The organism is Nitrosomonas sp. (assembly GCF_024282095.1).
Taxonomy (GTDB): domain Bacteria; phylum Pseudomonadota; class Gammaproteobacteria; order Burkholderiales; family Nitrosomonadaceae; genus Nitrosomonas.
In genome coordinates, this window is record NZ_JAMWZS010000001.1 from 77,005 (window position 1) to 94,257 (window position 17,253).

Sequence of the window (17,253 nt, forward strand, 5' to 3'; positions counted from 1 at the left end):
ATGGAAAAAATAACGCAACTCATCGCACGAATCATGCTCGGTCACATTTTTCTAATCGCCGGATTGCAAAAGATAGGCGGTTATGAAGGCACGCAAGGTTACATGGAATCGGTGGGGCTACCGGGTATGTTATTGCCGCTGGTCATACTGGTGGAAGTAGGCGGCGGCATGGCAATCATCGTTGGATGGCAAGCGAAGCTGGCAGCGATCGCATTGGCCATATTCACGCTCGTTGCAGCGGCAATTTTTCACAATAATTTCTCGGATCAGATGCAAGTCATCCTGTTCATGAAAAATATTGCGATAACCGGCGGGCTTATGTTGTTGGCTGTTTACGGGGCAGGAGGGTACAGCATTGACAACCGCCGTGCTTAGAAGGTGAGCTAGTGATTATGTGGAAGGTTTCAGTTAACGACCTATTCATCGTGCGGTAACTGCTCGCGCTGCAATAGAAAAACAAATTCATCTCCGGCGCTGGTTTCCAGCCAGGTAAACGGTAATTTGGGGTAGGCTCGCTCTAACGCTGCCCGGTTATGGCCAATCTCAACCACCAGGATGCCATCGTCGGTTAAGTGCCGAGCAGCTTGCTGCAGGATTTGGCGGGTGGCATCCAGTCCATCCGCGCCGCTGGCCAGTGCGTTCTGCGGTTCATGCTGGTACTCCTGCGGCAATCGTTCCATGGATTCGGCATTGACATACGGCGGATTGCTGATGATCAGATCGTAGTGCTTTCCTTGCAAGGCTGAGAACAGATCGGATTCGATCAGGTCAATCCTCTCTTTCAGCCCGTAATCTTGTACATTCTTATGCGCCACGGCCAGCGCCTGAGCGGAAATATCGACGGCATCCATCTGTGCGTTCTCAAAAGCGTGCGCCATCAGGATGGCCAGACAACCCGATCCGGTACATAGATCCAGCGCCGTAGTGATGTAATCCGGTTCGGTGATCCAGGGTGCAAGTTGTGTTTGCAGCAATTCGGCAATGAAGGAGCGGGGTATGATCACGCGTTCATCCACATAGAAACTGTAATCTCCCAGCCACGCCTCATGGGTAAGATAAGCCGCAGGTATTTTGTCCTTGGCGCGGCGGTCGATGATGTCCAATACCTGGCCACGTTCGCTATCAATCAAGCGCGCATCCAGGAATGGCTCCAATTGATCCAGTGGTAAGTGGAGGGTTTTCAGAATAAGATACGCAGCTTCATCATAAGCATTCGATGAACCATGGCCAAAATGCAGGCCGGCTTGATTGAACCGGCTGACAGCGAAGCGTAAGAAATCCCGGATAGTGAGCAGTTGAGGCGAGTCTTGAGTGGTCATTAGAAGATTGAAAGAAATAGAGTGTTAATATTAACAGCCTGCTAAAAATGGTTAAGAATGGCGGTTTGCAAAGATGCCTGATGACCGATTCGCAGCAATGTAGCATAAAAATCCGGTGATGAAAGTATCTCCGGATATTTGATGAATTCTTTTTAGTCTATTATTTTGAACGAGACCCGATCGAAAGTGAACGCGGATGACGATGGCAACTTTATGCGCATCGCGTTAGAGTTGGCGCGTCAGGCGCAAGATAACGGTGAAGTGCCGGTGGGCGCCGTGATTGTGCAGAATGGAATTATTGTCGGGCGGGGATATAATTGCTCGATTACTACTACCGATCCTACCGCGCATGCCGAGGTGATGGCGATACGCGATGCCGGCAGTCGTCTGGCGAATTACCGGTTGCTGGGGTGTACGCTCTATGTGACATTGGAGCCTTGTGCCATGTGCATTGGCGCTATGTTTCATGCGCGTATCCAGCGTCTGGTGTATGCCGCGACGGATCCGAAAACCGGCGCTTGCGGTAGCGTCATTGATCTGCCGTCAGAGGCGCGGCTTAACCATCATGTACAAGTAACCGCAGGCGTCATGGCATGTGAGGCAAGCGCGCTATTAAAACAGTTTTTTGTGCAAAGACGCAAAATAGCCGGATAAGGTGATGATGAAAATAACCATTAGCATTGCTACCCAACAGCTTGATGTATTGAATGAGCAAGGAGAAATCATCAAACGATATTTGATTTCATCGGCAAAAAAAGGCACTGGTCAGGAAAAAGGGAGTTTTTGTACGCCGTTGGGAAAGCACATCATTCGTGCCAAGATTGGCGCTGGACAGGCAGTGAATACCGTTTTTATCAAGCGGCGACCAACCGGTGAAATTTATAGTCCGCAGCTAGGTCAGCAATATCCGAAAAGGGATTGGATTTTGACGCGCATTTTATGGTTGTCGGGTTGCGAGCGAGGCTTTAATCGATTGGGCTCGGTCGACACGATGCGCCGCTACATTTATATTCATGGCAGCCCGGACAGTGCGGAAATGGGTAAGCCGGGTTCAATCGGATGCATCCGTATGCACAATAACAATTTGTTGGAACTGTTCGATTTGGTAAGAGTCGGAACTCATGTTGAGATTAAAGCCTAATATACTTCCAAGTAAAAATATTACACAGCACTGTCGGATTGATGGAAAATGAGCAACTTTAGTAATGAATAGTGGGAGAAAACGATGAAGTTTCAAACAAGAATTAACAAACAGAGCGGATTGATTTATTTTGTATTGGCGTTAATTTTATCCTCGCCCGGCATACTGTTGGCAGAGGAAATCGGTAGTGTTTCAACGGTGTTTAAGGTATTGGGAGCGAATGATAAAATTGTCGTTGAAGCATTTGACGACCCTGAAATTCCAGGGGCGACATGCTATTTAAGTCGGGCAAAAACAGGCGGTGTTAAAGGAATGGTGGGTGTGGCTGAAGATACTTCGGATGCTTCCATTGCTTGTCGTCAGATTGGTGCCATTTCACTACCGGAAAATGTGAAGAACGGCAAAGAAGATGGTAATGAAGTTTTTAAGAAAAGCACATCACTGCTGTTCAAATCACTGCAGGTGGTGCGATTTTATGATGCCAAGAGAAATGTGCTGGTGTATTTGGCGTATAGCGACAGGGTTATTGAAGGATCGCCTAAAAACAGCATTTCAATTATTCCGATTACGCCATGGCATTAATAGGATGATCTCCTATACCAACCCAGTATAAATATAGGAAAAATAAATTATTTTCATTGATGGTATTTAACAGTCGCTAATACTATAATAACAGGCTATTTTTACCAATTGATTAATTTGACTAATATTATCCTCCATGCAGTTATTTGCCTTTGGTATCAACCATAATACTGCGCCGCTGGACGTGCGTGAGCAGATTACTTTTCCTGAAAATACAATGGAACACGCATTGCATGATCTGGTTGGACGCAACCCCATCAAAGAAGCTGCGATCGTGTCCACTTGTAATCGCACGGAAGTGTACTGCTGTACTGATAAGCCCGAAGACGCCATGATGTGGCTGGCAGATTTTCACCATCTGCCGACGCGTGAACTGGATCCTTATTTATACAAATTACCGCGTGAGAAAGCCGTGAAGCATGCATTCCGGGTTGCCAGCGGATTGGATTCCATGGTGCTGGGCGAACCGCAAATACTGGGGCAGCTAAAAAGCGCCGTGAAATCTGCAGAACATGCCGGTACGCTGGGTTTGTTGCTGCACAAGCTGTTTCAACGCACATTTTACGTGGCCAAGGAAGTGCGTACCTCAACCGAGATCGGTGCTAATTCGGTGTCAATGGCCGCCGCCGCTGCACGCTTGGCCGAGCGGATTTTTGGCGATATTGGCGAGCAGCGTGTGCTGTTTATCGGGGCAGGGGAAATGATTGAGTTATGCGCCAATCACTTTGCCGCCCGTAATCCAAAGAAAATTACCGTGGCGAACCGTACCACGGAGCGTGCGGAAGCCTTGGCCAATCGCTTCAATGCACAAGCCATTACACTGAGTGATTTGCCGGAACAGTTGGCATTACACGATATCATTGTGACTTGTACGGCAAGTCCGTTACCGATTCTGGGTAAAGGCATGGTAGAGCGTGCCATCAAGATCCGTAAGCATCGCCCACTATTCATTGTCGATTTGGCCGTGCCGCGCGATGTTGAATCTGAAGTGGCGGAGCTGGATGATGTGTTTCTCTACTATGTTGATGATTTATCTGACATCGTGAAAGAAGGATTGGATTCGCGTCAGAATGCAGTCGCCCAAGCTGAAACGATCATTGATTCAAACGTGGTGGATTTCATGCGTTGGATGTCAACGCGGGAGATGGTTCCAACCATCCGTGCATTACGTGATCAGGGCGAACGCTATCGCCGGCACGAACTAGCCCGTGCACACAAACTGCTGGAGAAGGGCGAAGATCCGAAAAAAGTTATTGAAGCAATGAGTAATAGTCTGACCAATAAATTCTTGCATGTGCCTTCGAGTGCATTGAATCACGCAGCGGCGGATGAACGTGAGGAATTAGTCGAGCTGATCAATCGACTGTACCAATTGCATCGCCCGCAATGAACAAAAATATCACGGAGCGGCTCACTCGTTTGAGTGTGCGTTTGGAAGAATTAAATCAATTACTGAGCAGCCAAACTGCGACCGCAGACCTCGATAATTATCGCAAGCTCACACGTGAGCACGCTGAGATCGTTCCCATTGTTGAACTCTATCGCGCCTATCAGCAAAGCGAACAGGATATGCAGACTGCACGGGAAATGCATGCTGATCTGGAAATGCGCGCTTTTGCCGAAACCGAGATACAGTCTGGCAAAGAAAAACTGGTAAGAATTGCATCAGAAATACAAAAACAGTTACTCCCGAAAGATCCTAATGATGAGCGCAATATTTTTCTGGAAATTCGTGCGGGAACCGGAGGGGATGAATCTGCCTTATTCGCGGGTAATCTGTTTCGGATGTATTCGCGCTATGCGGAGAGGCGAGGCTGGCAGGTTGAAATCATTTCACAAAGTTTGTCCGATATTGGCGGTTATAAGGAGATCATCGCTAAAATTATAGGCCAAGGCGCCTATTCCCGGCTTAAATTTGAATCGGGCGGTCATCGTGTTCAACGTGTGCCGGTCACTGAAACGCAAGGGCGGGTGCATACATCAACCTGTACCGTGGCTGTTATGCCCGAAGCGGATGAAGTCAGCGAAGTGATACTGAATCCCTCTGAGTTGCGTATCGATACATTTCGCGCTTCCGGCGCGGGCGGTCAGCATATCAACAAAACTGATTCGGCAGTACGCGTAACCCATCTGCCAACCGGTATCGTGGTGGAATGTCAGGATGGACGCTCACAACATAAAAACAAGGCACAGGCGCTGAGCGTACTGGCGGCGCGTATCCACGACAAACAGATGCGCGCGCATCATGCAGAGCAAGCGGCGACTAGAAAATTACTCGTAGGCACCGGCGAACGGTCGGAGCGAATCCGCACGTATAATTTTCCTCAAGGGCGCGTGACGGATCACCGCATCAATCTGACACTTTATAAAATGGATCAGATCATGGATGGTGATATTGATGAGTTGTGCTCGGCGCTGGTGGCTGAGCATCAGGCGGAACTGCTGGCAGCTTCAGTACAAGAATAATTCACATGACGTTGATGATGTGACAGTGCATGATTGATATGCAACTCGTTGCCGTTACCATTACACAAGCATTAACAGAAGCTTATCGCGCTATCGATAGAATAGATGCGCGCATGTTGTTACAGCATGTATTAAATGTCGACCATGCTTTTTTACTGACTTATCCGGACCAAGTGCTGGTGCCACAGCAGATTGAAGATTTTTTTCGCTTGGTTAAGCGGCGGATTAATGGTATACCGGTTGCCTATTTGACAGGGGAACGTGTATTTTACGACCTGACTTTTAAGGTTACCGAAGCGGTTTTAATTCCCCGTCCTGAAACTGAATTGCTGGTTGAATTGGCATTGGAGCGGATACCTGTTGACCAACCTCTCAAAGTGCTCGATTTGGGAACGGGAAGCGGTGCGATTGCGATTACCCTGGCCAAGCATCGCCCTCAGGCGCAAGTCATTGCAGTTGATGTATCGGCGGATGCGCTCGCTGTTTCTCGGTGGAATGCCAAAAATTTGCAAGTGGACAATCTTAGCTGGGTCATGGGAAGCTGGTTTGATGAACTTTCGGCGCAGAAATTTGATCTGATTGTATCGAATCCGCCGTATGTGGCAGAAAATGATCCTCACCTGCGGCAAGGTGACCTGCGTTTTGAACCACAGATTGCTTTAGCTGCAGGTAGCAATGGTGTGGCGTGTATCCGACATATTATCGAAGTTGCACCTAAGTATCTTGTGGACAGCGGATGGTTATTGCTGGAACACGGTTATAATCAGGCCGATGAATGCAGGCAATTGTTACAGAATATGGATTTTAGTAATATTTGTTCCTATCCGGATTTGGCTGGCATAATGCGCGTAAGTGGCGGTCAGATGGATGCTTCAACATAGGCGGACAATGTGTTTTGGGCATGGAATTTAATGACACTGTTTTTGTACAAATACAAAAAACTTTTTAGGAATAACCTCTTGGAGAAATGAGCACTATGAATGTTGAAGATTTAATCGCACAACAAATTACCACCCATCCAGTAGTTCTCTATATGAAAGGCTCATTGGAGCAGCCTCAGTGTGGATTTTCTGCAAATGCGGTGAATATTCTTAAAGCGTGTGGTGTTGATAGTATTTATGCGGTTGATGTACTGGCAGATCCGGAAATCAGGCAAGGCATTAAGGATTATTCAAACTGGCCAACGATTCCTCAGCTATATGTCAACGGTGAATTTATCGGTGGCTCGGATATTGTTACTGAAATGTACCAGAGCGGGGAACTGCAGAAATTATTTGAAAACTGATTTCGATTACATAATTTAACAGGCTGAAAAACGTTTTCGAGGCAGCCGATACCAGGCAAAAACAGGCGAGAAAGCGCAGTTTATTTGTAATAAATGAGCATTTTGAGCCTGTTTTTAACACCGTAGCGGCAATGCAGATAGTTTTTCAGGCTGTTAATGGCGGCTCAGTTTATTCATCAATGTGAGTAAACTGAGCCGTATGATTTTCAATTCATGGCGGTAGCAATCACCCAATAGCGCGCAAATTTGCCGATCGCAATAAAAAATAACGCCCATAACCAATTGGTGCGCAACCATCCCGCAGCAACACATAATAAATCACCAATGAGTGGTGCCCAAGACAGCAGCAATATCGGGGTGCCATGCCGACGTACCCACTCCAGACCGCGTGAATTCCCATTCGATTTTTTCAACAGAGTTTTTTCATCCGGCAAGAATCGGCCGATCAAATACGAACTCATGCCGCCCAATGTATTGCCTATCGTTGCCCAAATAAGCGCTTGCCAGTGAAGTTCAGGGTATGTCAGCAAAACACCCACGAGCACAGCTTCAGATCCGCCAGGAAGCAATGTGGCAGCCAGGAAGCTACTGGTAAATAATGCTAACAGGCTTGATTGCTCGTCCATAAGATTATTTGAATTTAGAAAGGGCGATAGTTTAACTGGATATTCTGTAACGTTATGAAGATATTGCAGAGGTAAACGCGGCGCGAAACTCAGACATCATCGTTTTGATGGTTCCGTGTTGAAGCTCTATTCGTACATTGGGTAATGCACCAAAATATATAACTTCGCCAAAAAAGTAGTTCTATTAACATGAGAGACTGAAGTGAAAACTTCATATCTTGCGTTTAAATTTCTAGTGTTTGGAATTTACTGTTGAAAAAGAAATTATCGCTGAGTGCTATACTAAATGGATATGCAAAAATAATACATATAAATTCAATATCATATTGTCTTTATTAACGGAAGGACAGTTCTCAATAATGCAGATATTAGCATGCAATTTGTAACCAACGGCCCGGATATTCCCGAAGCGCTATTGCAAGCACACGAGGAAGGTCGTGTAGTGTTCTTCTGCGGTGCAGGGATTTCATATCCGGCTGGATTGCCTGATTTCAGGGGGCTGGTGGACAAAATCTATTGCTTTGTCGGTACGACTCCCAACTTAATCGAACAGGAAACTTACAAAAAGAAACAGTTTGACGCTGTGCTGAATTTACTGGAAGAACGCTTGCCCGGGCAGCGGCAGGGATTGGAAATGCGCAAGGCGTTGGCAAAGGCGCTGCAACCCAAGCTTCGTCGCCAAGGGGCAACCGATACGCATGTTGCATTGCTGCAACTGGCACGCAATCGTGCGGGTGCACTGCAATTGGTGACAACAAATTTCGATCGCGTTTTCGAGCAGGTGGCCAGGCGAACCAAGAGATCGTTCACTGCCTATGCAGCGCCGATGCTGCCGATTCCGAAGAACAGCCGCTGGAACGGACTGGTGTATTTACATGGTTTGTTGCCCAAAAAGCCAGACGATAGTGCGCTGCAACGCTTGGTACTCACCAGTGGCGACTTTGGTCTGGCCTACTTGATCGAACGCTGGGCGGCACGCTTCGTCAGCGAGCTGTTTCGCAACTATGTGGTCTGCTTCATAGGTTACAGCATCAACGACCCGGTGTTACGCTATATGATGGACGCTCTGGCCGCCGACCGGATGTTGGGTGAAGTTACCCCACAGGCTTACGCACTTGGAGACTACGAGCCTGGACAGGAAAGCAGTAGGACCAACGAGTGGAAAGCCAAGGGTGTTACACCCATTCTCTACGAAGTACCGTCGGGTAACTACGATCATTTAGCACTGCATGGTACCTTAAAGATCTGGGCTGAAACTTACCGTGACGGTATTCTCGGAAAAGAGCGCATCGTGATGGATTACGCTTTGGCGCACCCCTCAGCCAGTACGCGGCAGGATGATTTCGTGGGCCGAATGCTCTGGGCGCTGTCACATGAATCTGGATTGCCCGCTAAATGCTTTGCTGATTTTAATCCGGTGCCTCCGCTCGAATGGCTCGAGGTTTTCTCTGAAGATCGCTATCGGTATAGCGACCTGAGCCGTTTCGGTGTTCCGCCTTGCGCGGGTGAGGATGATAAGCTGCGTTTCAGTCTGGTTCGCCGCCCTGCGCCTTACAGCCGCACACCGTGGATGGTTCTGGGTTCCGGTGGAACGGAAAACAGTCAGTGGGATGGCGTGATGTTCCAGTTGGCCCGTTGGCTGTTGCGACATCTCAATGACCCGGCATTGATCATTTGGTTGGCACAACGGGGCGGCCAGTTACACGACCGCTGGTTATGGCTAATCGAACATGAGCTGGACCGCTTCGCACGCCTGGAGCGTGAAGAAAAGGCAACCGAATTGGAGGAAATTCGCATCAACGCCCCGAACGCTATTCCAAGTTCACCGATGCGCACACTATGGCGTTTAATGCTGACGGGTCGGGTGAAATCGCCGCGGCGCGATTTCGACCTCTATCGCTGGGAAGATAGATTGAAGCGTGATGGATTGACGACCACTTTGCGGCTAGAATTGCGTGAATTGCTGGCACCCAAAGTTGCGTTAAAGAAACCGTTCCGCTGGGGATTGGGCAATGAAGAGACCGATGCGACTGAGCGCGTCAAACAGTTGGTAGACTGGGAACTGGTGCTAGCCGCTGACCACGCGCATTTATTTCTTCAAAATCTTACTGATGAACGCTGGTGCACAGCCTTGCCGATACTAATGGATGATTTCCAACAACTGCTGCGTGACGCATTGGATTTGCTGCACGAGTTGGGTGGTGCTGATGACCATAGCGACCGCTCGTATTGGGATTTGCCGTCGATCAGCCCGCATTGGCAGAATCGAGGTTTTCGCGATTGGGTGACATTGATCGAATTGCTGCGCGATTCGTGGTTGGCAACACGTGAAAGTGATTCGGAGCGCGCCAGGCAGATTGCGTTGAATTGGTTCAATTTACCGTATCCGACCTTCAAGCGATTGGCCCTGTTCGCCGCCAGTCACGACGGTTGCATTGCTTCCGATCAATGGGTCGAATGGCTTGTGGCCGATGATGCTTGGTGGTTGTGGTCTGTGGATACACAACGGGAAACGATGCGTTTACTGGTGTTGCAAGCAGCAAATCTCTCGCCGGAAGCTAGAGCCAAACTGGAAGCGGTGATTCTCGCTGGCCCGCCAAAGACCATGTGCAGGGATGACACCGAACCGGACTGGTGGGTTCGTCATGTACTCCATACTGTGTGGCTACTCTTGGCAAAACTTACCCATGAAGATGCGTTCCTCAGCCCGATTGCCCGTTCGAAGCTTCGGCAAGTGCCGCCCGGTCGCTCTGACTGGAGAATCGAGCGTACAAATGAGCGCAACGAGTTTTCGCACTGGATGAGTGGCACCGGAGATCCAGGCTACGAAGCTAGTCGCGATGTCGATATCGCACCCTGCAAACGGCAAGATCTCGTTCAGTGGCTCAAGGAACCATCGTCAGAGCGCGAATACTACGAAGATACGTGGCACGAGACCTGCCAGAAGCACCCTGCGAATGCTGGTTATGCGCTGGCCGATCTCGCCAACGAGGGGGTATGGCCTCGCGCTCGATGGAGTAGTGCACTCTATGCTTGGTCGGAAGGTGGGCGCGCTAGGAAGACTTGGCGATGTTTCGCACCAGTGATGCAAAAGATGCCTGAGGGAGAGCTTCAGGAAATTGTGCAGAGCCTAACTTGGTGGCTGCAAGCGGTGTCAAAGTGTATTGATCGGCACGAAACAATCTTGTTGGATTTGTGCCGAAGAGTTCTGAAGTTGCCGTTGAAGTATGGCACTGGAATCCTTCGCGACGGAGAACCAATAAACGAGCCTGTTTCAGAGGCCATTAATCACTCGGTTGGTAACGTCACGCAGGTGCTGCTGAATCTATGGTTCAAGCGTGAGCCAAATGACAACGACAAATTGCCGACGAACATTGAACCGTTCTTTACTGATCTTTGCGATCCGACTGTTGAGCAATTCCGCCACGGCAGGGTGCTGCTGGCATCACGACTAATTGCATTGTTTCGCGTTGACCGGCCCTGGACGGAGACACACTTGTTGCCATTATTCGATTGGACTACTCATCCAGCCGAGGCGAGAGCGGCATGGGAAGGCTTCCTTTGGTCTCCGCGCCTGTACCGTCCACTATTGATCGCATTCAAGACCCAATTCCTTGAAACCGCTCAGCACTACGCCGAGTTGAGCGAACACAGCGGTCAATTCGCGACATTCCTAATCTATGCGGCATTGGATCCGGTAGAAGGATATTCGGCACGGGATTTCCAGACGGCCATTGGTGCATTACCTCAAAAAGGATTGCACGAGGCAGCGCAGGCGCTATCGCAAGCGCTTGAGGGTGCCGGGGAGCAGCGAGAAAACTACTGGGGAAGTCGCGTTCAACCGCTCTGGCACCAGATCTGGCCCAAGTCGCGCGATCTTGCGACCAATGGCATCGCTGAGTCCCTGTCCCGATTGAGCATTGCTGCAGGAGCGGAATTTCCTTCAGCCTTGACGGCCGTGTGGAACTGGTTGTGTCCCATTGAGCACCCGCACTACATCTTGCAGCGGCTTAATGAATCCGGCTTGTGCGGTCGGTTTCCAGACGAGGCACTACGGCTACTGGGTGCGATAATCGATAGTCAACCATGGATATCACGAGAGCTGGAGCAATGCTTAAAAGAAATTTCTCAGGCATTGCCTGAACTGGAGAGAGATCATCGATATCAGCGATTAATGGAACATGCTAGACGGCTTAGTAGTTGATTATCTAAAATATTATGAATTTATGGTGCTGAATTTTTAGCAGTCTTTTGCCCAACCACGATAAATTGCTGGATATAGGGAGCGGTTTTGTCAGGCTTTCGCAGTGCCAGATACAATTTCTGAAATAATCCTTTTTTGCCAATCCGGATTCTTTTGAGTCTCAGGTCTTTGTTTTTAATATCGGCGAGCCATTCCGGTAGTACGCAAACGCCACGTTTGAGTGCGGTCATTTGTAGCATGATTTCGAGCGATTCAATTTTTTTGATTTTTTCCGGAGCTAAGTGCGCTGGTGTTAAGAAATGCGTCAGAATATCCAATCTTTCCAGCGGCACAGGAAAAGTCAACAAAGTTTCCTGACTCAAATGTTCTGGTGTAAGTTGTTTAATGTCTGCCAGCGGATGGTCGGCAGATGCGAGCAATACCAGCTGGTATTCCGCCAGAATTTCATAATCGATATGTGCTTTTTTCACCAGATCGGGCGTGATCAACACATCGATATGATGATTGAGTAATCCTTCCAGGCCTGAGAATTGGAATTTTTGCACAATGTCGATATCGATATCGGGCAGTTGCTGCATGAATTGTCCGATCATTCCGGTGAGCCATTCAAAACAGGGATAGCATTCAACGCCAATGCGTAAAATCCCTTGCCGGCCTTCGCTATAGGCTGCAAGCGTTTTTTCCGCCTGCGACAAAACTGGCAGAACCTGATTGGCTACTTCCAATAGTAATGTACCCGCCTGGGTCAGACGCAAACTGCGGCCCTCACGTTCCCATAGTGTTATCCCTAACTTCTTTTCCAGATAACTGATTTGATGCGATAAAGCAGGTTGGCTTAGGCATAGCGCATTGGCAGCTTCGGTCAGTGTGCCATTGGCATGCAGCGCCTGAATGATTCTAAGGTGACTGTGCTCAATCATCTATGAGAAATCCTTATTGGAATGTCAAAACTTATCATTATTATTCATTACTCATTATTCGTACAATAGCCGGACTATTATTAATCGTTGAGTGGTGATGGAATCATGGTAACAACACATAATCTTGGGTTTCCAAGGATCGGTAGCAATCGGGAATTAAAATTCGCTTTAGAAAAATACTGGAAAGGCGCGCTTTCTGAACAAGCTTTATTAGAAATGGCAGCAGCGCTGCGAGCGCAGCATTGGCAAGACCAAGCCGCGCTCGATTGGATTCCGGCAGGCGATTTCTCGTTATACGATCATGTGCTGGATACCAGTTTTATGTTGGGTAATATTCCGTCGCGTTTCGGTACCTTACCCGGCAATGAAATAGACAGCTATTTCCGTGCGGCAAGGGGGCGTTCTGTCAGTGACAATGCAGCTTGTTCCTGTGTTAACGCCGGTGAAATGACGAAGTGGTTTGATACCAACTATCATTACATTGTGCCGGAATTTGATAAGAATACGCGATTCTCATTACATGCCGGTCATTTGCTGGAACAAATTCAGCAAGCGAAGCAACTGAATTATCAGATAAAGCCGGTTATTCTCGGCCCGGTTACTTATCTATGGTTGGGAAAATCCAAAGATGGCTCAGATAAGCTGGAGCTGCTGGATGATTTGCTGAGTGTCTACGCGCAATTGTTACATGCGCTCAAGAATGCGGACATTCAATGGGTGCAGATCGATGAGCCGGTATTGGTCATGGAGCTGACTCAGGAATGGAAGCATGCATTAAGAAAAGCGTATTATCAGTTGCAGGCCACATCCCCCAATCTGTTATTGACGACTTACTTCGGACAATTGCAGGACAATCTGCAATTAGCCTGTGAATTGCCGGTGAGTGGATTGCATCTGGATACCACCACAGCTTACGACGAAGTGGCCAAAGTCATTGATTGGTTGCCCAGTCATAAAATTCTATCTTTGGGTGTCGTCAACGGACGCAATATCTGGAAAACCGACTTGACGAAAACACTGGATTGGCTGGAACCTATCCATGCGCGCTTACAGGATCGTCTCTGGCTGGCGCCTTCATGTTCATTACTGCATGTGCCGGTCAATCTGGATAGCGAGCAGAAGTTGGATGCGGAAATTCGGTCGTGGCTGGCATTTGCTGTACAGAAATTAAGTGAAATTGAATTATTGGCAAACGCGCTTGATCATGGCAGAGACAGCGTTGCGACAGCACTGTGGGAGAATAGCGCGGTGGTAACCAGCCGCAGACAGTCCAAGCGCGTGCATCAGGCAGCCGTAAAAGCGCGTGTGCTTGAAATCGATGATGCGCTGGGTACGCGCCAATCGCCGTACCATCAACGTACCATCGTGCAACGGCAAAAATTTCAGTTGCCGCTTTTTCCGACGACGACCATCGGATCTTTCCCGCAGACCCAGGAAATCCGCCAAACACGGCGTGATTTCCGCGAGGGTAGGTTGTCAGAGTCAGCGTATCGTCAGGCAATGCGGGAAGAAATTGAAACTTGCGTGCGTGAGCAAGAAGCATTGGGGTTGGATGTCCTGGTGCATGGCGAGCCTGAACGTAACGACATGGTGGAGTATTTTGGCGAACAATTGGCGGGCTATGCCTTTACCCAGTTTGGTTGGGTACAATCCTACGGATCGCGCTGCGTGAAGCCACCGATTATTTACGGCGATGTGTTGCATTCACAAGCCATCACCACGGAATGGATTCAATACGCTCAGTCGCTCACCAGCAAACCGATGAAAGGCATGCTGACGGGTCCTGTGACGATGCTGAATTGGTCCTTTGTACGCGATGATCAGCCCCGTGCAGATACATGCCTGCAATTGGCGCTTGCGATACGCGACGAAGTGCTCGCTTTGGAAAAAGCGGGTATCAGAATTATCCAGATAGACGAGGCCGCATTGCGGGAGGGCCTGCCGCTAAGAAAATCACAATGGAACGATTACCTGGACTGGGCGGTTCGTGCATTTCGCGTGACGGCCAATGGCGTCAGCGACGAAACGCAGATCCATACGCATATGTGTTACTCTGAATTTAATGACATCATGGAAGCCATCGCGCGCATGGATGCGGATGTGATTACGATCGAAACTTCCCGCTCGGATATGGAGCTGCTCGATGCATTTGATCAATTTCATTATCCGAACGAAATCGGCCCGGGGGTGTATGATATCCATTCGCCCAATATCCCTTCCATCGATTCAATCATCGAATTGATGGAAAAAGCCGCGCAACGCATACCGGCCGAGCGGTTGTGGGTGAATCCGGACTGCGGGCTGAAAACACGCAATTGGGATGAAGTGAAGCCGGCGCTGCGCAATATGATTGCTGCCAGCCGGTATTTATCAACCGCTGCGCGGGCTGGCTAGATTTGACTTGCTAGCGTTATTTAGCGATGATATGCAGCGTATTTTATCTATCTCGGTTTAACAGGAGTAATCATGACAACTAATACCATACTCAAACAAAAAATCAATGCCATTATCGGTGAGAAGCATCTGCTCAAGCATCCTTTTTATGTTGCTTGGACCGAAGGCAAACTGACCAAAGAGCAACTGCGTCATTACGCCGAGCAATATTTTTACAATGTACTGGCTGAGCCCACCTATTTAAGTGCGGTGCATTTCAATACACCGCATATCCATGCAGAAACGAATAGTGGGGATATCAGCGTACGGCAGGAAGTATTGAGAAACCTGATCGACGAAGAACATGGTGAAAAGAATCATCCGGCATTATGGAAAAACTTTGCGTTTGCCTTGGGTGCAAATGATAAAAGTTTAGCGAATGCCGCCGCATTGCCGACGACAGAGAATCTTGTTGCCACATTCCGGGATATTTGCTTAAACCGTCCGTTTTATGCTGGACTCGCTGCACTGCATGCGTTTGAATCACAAGTGCCTGACATTGCCGCAGTAAAAATTGATGGCTTGGCCAAATTCTACGGCATGAAAAATCCTGAAGATTATGAATTTTTCTCGGTACATGAAAAAGCCGATGTTTATCATTCGCAAGCTGAGTGGGCTATCATCGAGCGCTTTGCCGACAGTCCGGAAAAGCAGGCAGAAGTGCTGGCTGCTACCAAAGAAGCGTGTGACGCATTGTGGGGTTTCCTGGATGGTATCCACGAAACGTATTGCGCCAATCTGATCTGCGAACAAAAAGAAGCAGCGACAGTACACTAAGCATGTAAAGCTTACGGCAAGCTCAACACGAACGATCAATTACGTCTGTGCTGAACTTGCCGAATTAACATAACCACTCACGGCGCCATGCGTTAACTGTCATGGGAGCCAATTGATAACACCGCGCACGATCCGTTCAACCCACATGTCAACGCACGATAAATGTTGTTCCATTGCACCTTATTTCAAGATTGCAGATGGTCAGCATGCCAGCTTCAAAAATCTTTGCGAACAATTTGTTGCCAGGGCAAGTAAAGAGCAGAAATGCCTTTATTACGGATTCAGTTTTAATGGCGATGAAGCGTATTGCCGTGAAGGGTACGAGGATGCAGAAGGATTGTTGATGCATCTGGATAATGTGGGTGATCTGCTGAACAAGGCACTCAGTATTGCTGAGCTTGTGCGCTTGGAAATCCATGGACCTGAACAAGAATTAAAAAAACTGTATGAACCGCTGGCGCAATTCAAGCCGCAGTTTTTTATTCTGGAATACGGGTTTCGTCGGTAACTTTGCTAACCTAAGATAAACGATCAGCTATTGCTGCGGGCATTTTTGATACCTGTTTCAATGGCATCCAGCATCATGCCTGCGACATTGAACCCCGTTTGCTTGGTGATTTCCTGCATACCGGTCGGGCTGGTGACATTAATTTCCGTCAGGTAATCGCCGATCACATCCAATCCAACCAGCATTAAGCCACGTTCGGCCAATTCCGGTCCGAGTGATGCCGCGATTTCCTCGTCGCGTGCAGATAATAATTGCGTTGTTCCAGTACCGCCGGCGGCCAGATTGCCGCGTGTTTCACCAGGTTTTGGAACGCGTGCCAGTGCATAAGGCACCGCTTTGCCGGCAATCAGGAGGATGCGTTTGTCTCCTTGTGCAATTTCGGGAATGTAGCGCTGCGCCATGATGGTGCGTGTTCCATAGTGGGTGAGTGTTTCGAGAATCACATTGATATTGTGATCGGCACTGTGAACGCGAAACACGCTGGCGCCGCCCATGCCGTCCAGCGGTTTTAGGATGATATCCTGATGGTTGCTGAGAAATTCCCTGATCAAATGCGCTTGACTGGTGACCAGGGTGGGAGCGATAAACTGTGGAAATTGTGTAATGGCCAATTTTTCATTGTGATCGCGGATGCCGCGCGGACTGTTGATGACCAATGTGCCTTGTGTTTCTGCCAGCTCCAATAAATAGGTGCTGTAAACATATTCCATATCAAAGGGCGGATCTTTGCGCATCAGAATCGCATCGAATTCATATAAAGGCATGGCCGACGTGTCGCCGGTGTGATACCAGTGGCCATCCTGATGGGGCGTATCCGTTAAAGTCAGAGCACGGCAAAAGCCCATGACAGTATTATTCATCAATGCAAGATCATGCTGATAGAGTACGTGAATCTGATGATTTCTGGCGATGGCCTCGCAGATCATTGCGAAACTTGAGTCTTTACTGGTTTTGATGGAATCCAGTTGATCAATGATAAAAGCGAGCTTCAT

Annotated in this window: 16 protein-coding genes; 12 read left to right on the forward strand and 4 right to left on the reverse strand. The window is 48.6% G+C overall.

Annotated features, from left to right (window positions below):
- The gene (locus Q0K92_RS00345; protein ID WP_297323810.1) at positions 1-375 is read left to right on the forward strand and encodes a DoxX family protein; all 375 of its coding nucleotides are present in this window, start codon (positions 1-3) and stop codon (positions 373-375) included.
- 41 nt (positions 376-416) lie between these two features.
- Here the strand turns inward: Q0K92_RS00345 and prmB are convergent, their stop codons facing one another.
- Positions 417-1,319 (reverse strand): 50S ribosomal protein L3 N(5)-glutamine methyltransferase, encoded by a 903-nt coding sequence (gene prmB / locus Q0K92_RS00350; protein WP_297323811.1) that lies wholly within the window; start codon positions 1,317-1,319, stop codon positions 417-419.
- Between the two features lie 186 nt (positions 1,320-1,505).
- Between prmB and tadA the strand changes: the two genes are divergently transcribed.
- The 7 genes from tadA (at position 1,506) to grxD (ending at position 6,793) form a co-directional block, all read left to right on the forward strand.
- Positions 1,506-1,973: a tRNA adenosine(34) deaminase TadA gene (tadA, locus tag Q0K92_RS00355; RefSeq protein WP_297323812.1), complete on the forward strand. Its 468-nt coding sequence runs from the start codon at positions 1,506-1,508 to the stop codon at positions 1,971-1,973.
- Between the two features lie 7 nt (positions 1,974-1,980).
- The gene (locus Q0K92_RS00360) at positions 1,981-2,460 is read left to right on the forward strand and encodes a L,D-transpeptidase (protein WP_297323813.1); all 480 of its coding nucleotides are present in this window, start codon (positions 1,981-1,983) and stop codon (positions 2,458-2,460) included.
- Positions 2,461-2,544: 84 nt separating this feature from the next.
- Complete coding sequence (locus Q0K92_RS00365; protein ID WP_297323814.1) at positions 2,545-3,042, forward strand: CreA family protein; 498 nt, start codon at positions 2,545-2,547, stop codon at positions 3,040-3,042.
- A gap of 136 nt (positions 3,043-3,178) precedes the next feature.
- Positions 3,179-4,432 carry a glutamyl-tRNA reductase gene (gene hemA / locus Q0K92_RS00370; protein ID WP_297323815.1) on the forward strand — a complete coding sequence of 418 codons (1,254 nt, stop codon included), beginning with the start codon at positions 3,179-3,181 and terminating at the stop codon, positions 4,430-4,432.
- Positions 4,429-5,508 carry a peptide chain release factor 1 gene (gene prfA / locus Q0K92_RS00375; protein WP_297323816.1) on the forward strand — a complete coding sequence of 360 codons (1,080 nt, stop codon included), beginning with the start codon at positions 4,429-4,431 and terminating at the stop codon, positions 5,506-5,508. Before hemA ends, prfA begins: the two co-directional genes overlap by 4 nt.
- A 29-nt stretch (positions 5,509-5,537) precedes the next feature.
- Positions 5,538-6,389, forward strand: coding sequence for a peptide chain release factor N(5)-glutamine methyltransferase (gene prmC, locus Q0K92_RS00380; protein ID WP_366083831.1), 852 nt, complete (start codon positions 5,538-5,540; stop codon positions 6,387-6,389).
- Between the two features lie 95 nt (positions 6,390-6,484).
- Positions 6,485-6,793 carry a Grx4 family monothiol glutaredoxin gene (gene grxD / locus Q0K92_RS00385; RefSeq protein ID WP_110340351.1) on the forward strand — a complete coding sequence of 103 codons (309 nt, stop codon included), beginning with the start codon at positions 6,485-6,487 and terminating at the stop codon, positions 6,791-6,793.
- A 206-nt stretch (positions 6,794-6,999) separates the two neighbouring features.
- Here grxD and Q0K92_RS00390 read toward each other — a convergent pair whose 3' ends face one another.
- Positions 7,000-7,419, reverse strand: coding sequence for a YqaA family protein (locus Q0K92_RS00390; protein ID WP_297323817.1), 420 nt, complete (start codon positions 7,417-7,419; stop codon positions 7,000-7,002).
- A gap of 373 nt (positions 7,420-7,792) precedes the next feature.
- On the opposite strand from Q0K92_RS00390, the gene dsr1 reads away from it, so the two are divergent.
- Positions 7,793-11,623, forward strand: coding sequence for an anti-phage defense-associated sirtuin Dsr1 (gene dsr1, locus Q0K92_RS00395; protein WP_297323818.1), 3,831 nt, complete (start codon positions 7,793-7,795; stop codon positions 11,621-11,623).
- A 20-nt stretch (positions 11,624-11,643) separates the two neighbouring features.
- On the opposite strand, the gene Q0K92_RS00400 is transcribed toward dsr1, so the two are convergent.
- On the reverse strand, positions 11,644-12,543 hold the full coding sequence (locus Q0K92_RS00400; protein WP_297323819.1) for a LysR family transcriptional regulator: 900 nt from the start codon (positions 12,541-12,543) through the stop codon (positions 11,644-11,646).
- A 105-nt stretch (positions 12,544-12,648) separates the two neighbouring features.
- Between Q0K92_RS00400 and metE the strand changes: the two genes are divergently transcribed.
- From metE to Q0K92_RS00415, 3 genes are all read left to right on the forward strand, one after another.
- Positions 12,649-14,937 carry a 5-methyltetrahydropteroyltriglutamate--homocysteine S-methyltransferase gene (gene metE / locus Q0K92_RS00405; RefSeq protein ID WP_297323820.1) on the forward strand — a complete coding sequence of 763 codons (2,289 nt, stop codon included), beginning with the start codon at positions 12,649-12,651 and terminating at the stop codon, positions 14,935-14,937.
- 72 nt (positions 14,938-15,009) lie between these two features.
- Positions 15,010-15,753, forward strand: coding sequence for a CADD family putative folate metabolism protein (locus tag Q0K92_RS00410; protein ID WP_297323821.1), 744 nt, complete (start codon positions 15,010-15,012; stop codon positions 15,751-15,753).
- Between the two features lie 145 nt (positions 15,754-15,898).
- Positions 15,899-16,261 (forward strand): hypothetical protein, encoded by a 363-nt coding sequence (locus Q0K92_RS00415; RefSeq protein ID WP_297323822.1) that lies wholly within the window; start codon positions 15,899-15,901, stop codon positions 16,259-16,261.
- A 23-nt stretch (positions 16,262-16,284) separates the two neighbouring features.
- Here Q0K92_RS00415 and gshB read toward each other — a convergent pair whose 3' ends face one another.
- Complete coding sequence (gshB, locus tag Q0K92_RS00420; protein ID WP_297323823.1) at positions 16,285-17,253, reverse strand: glutathione synthase; 969 nt, start codon at positions 17,251-17,253, stop codon at positions 16,285-16,287.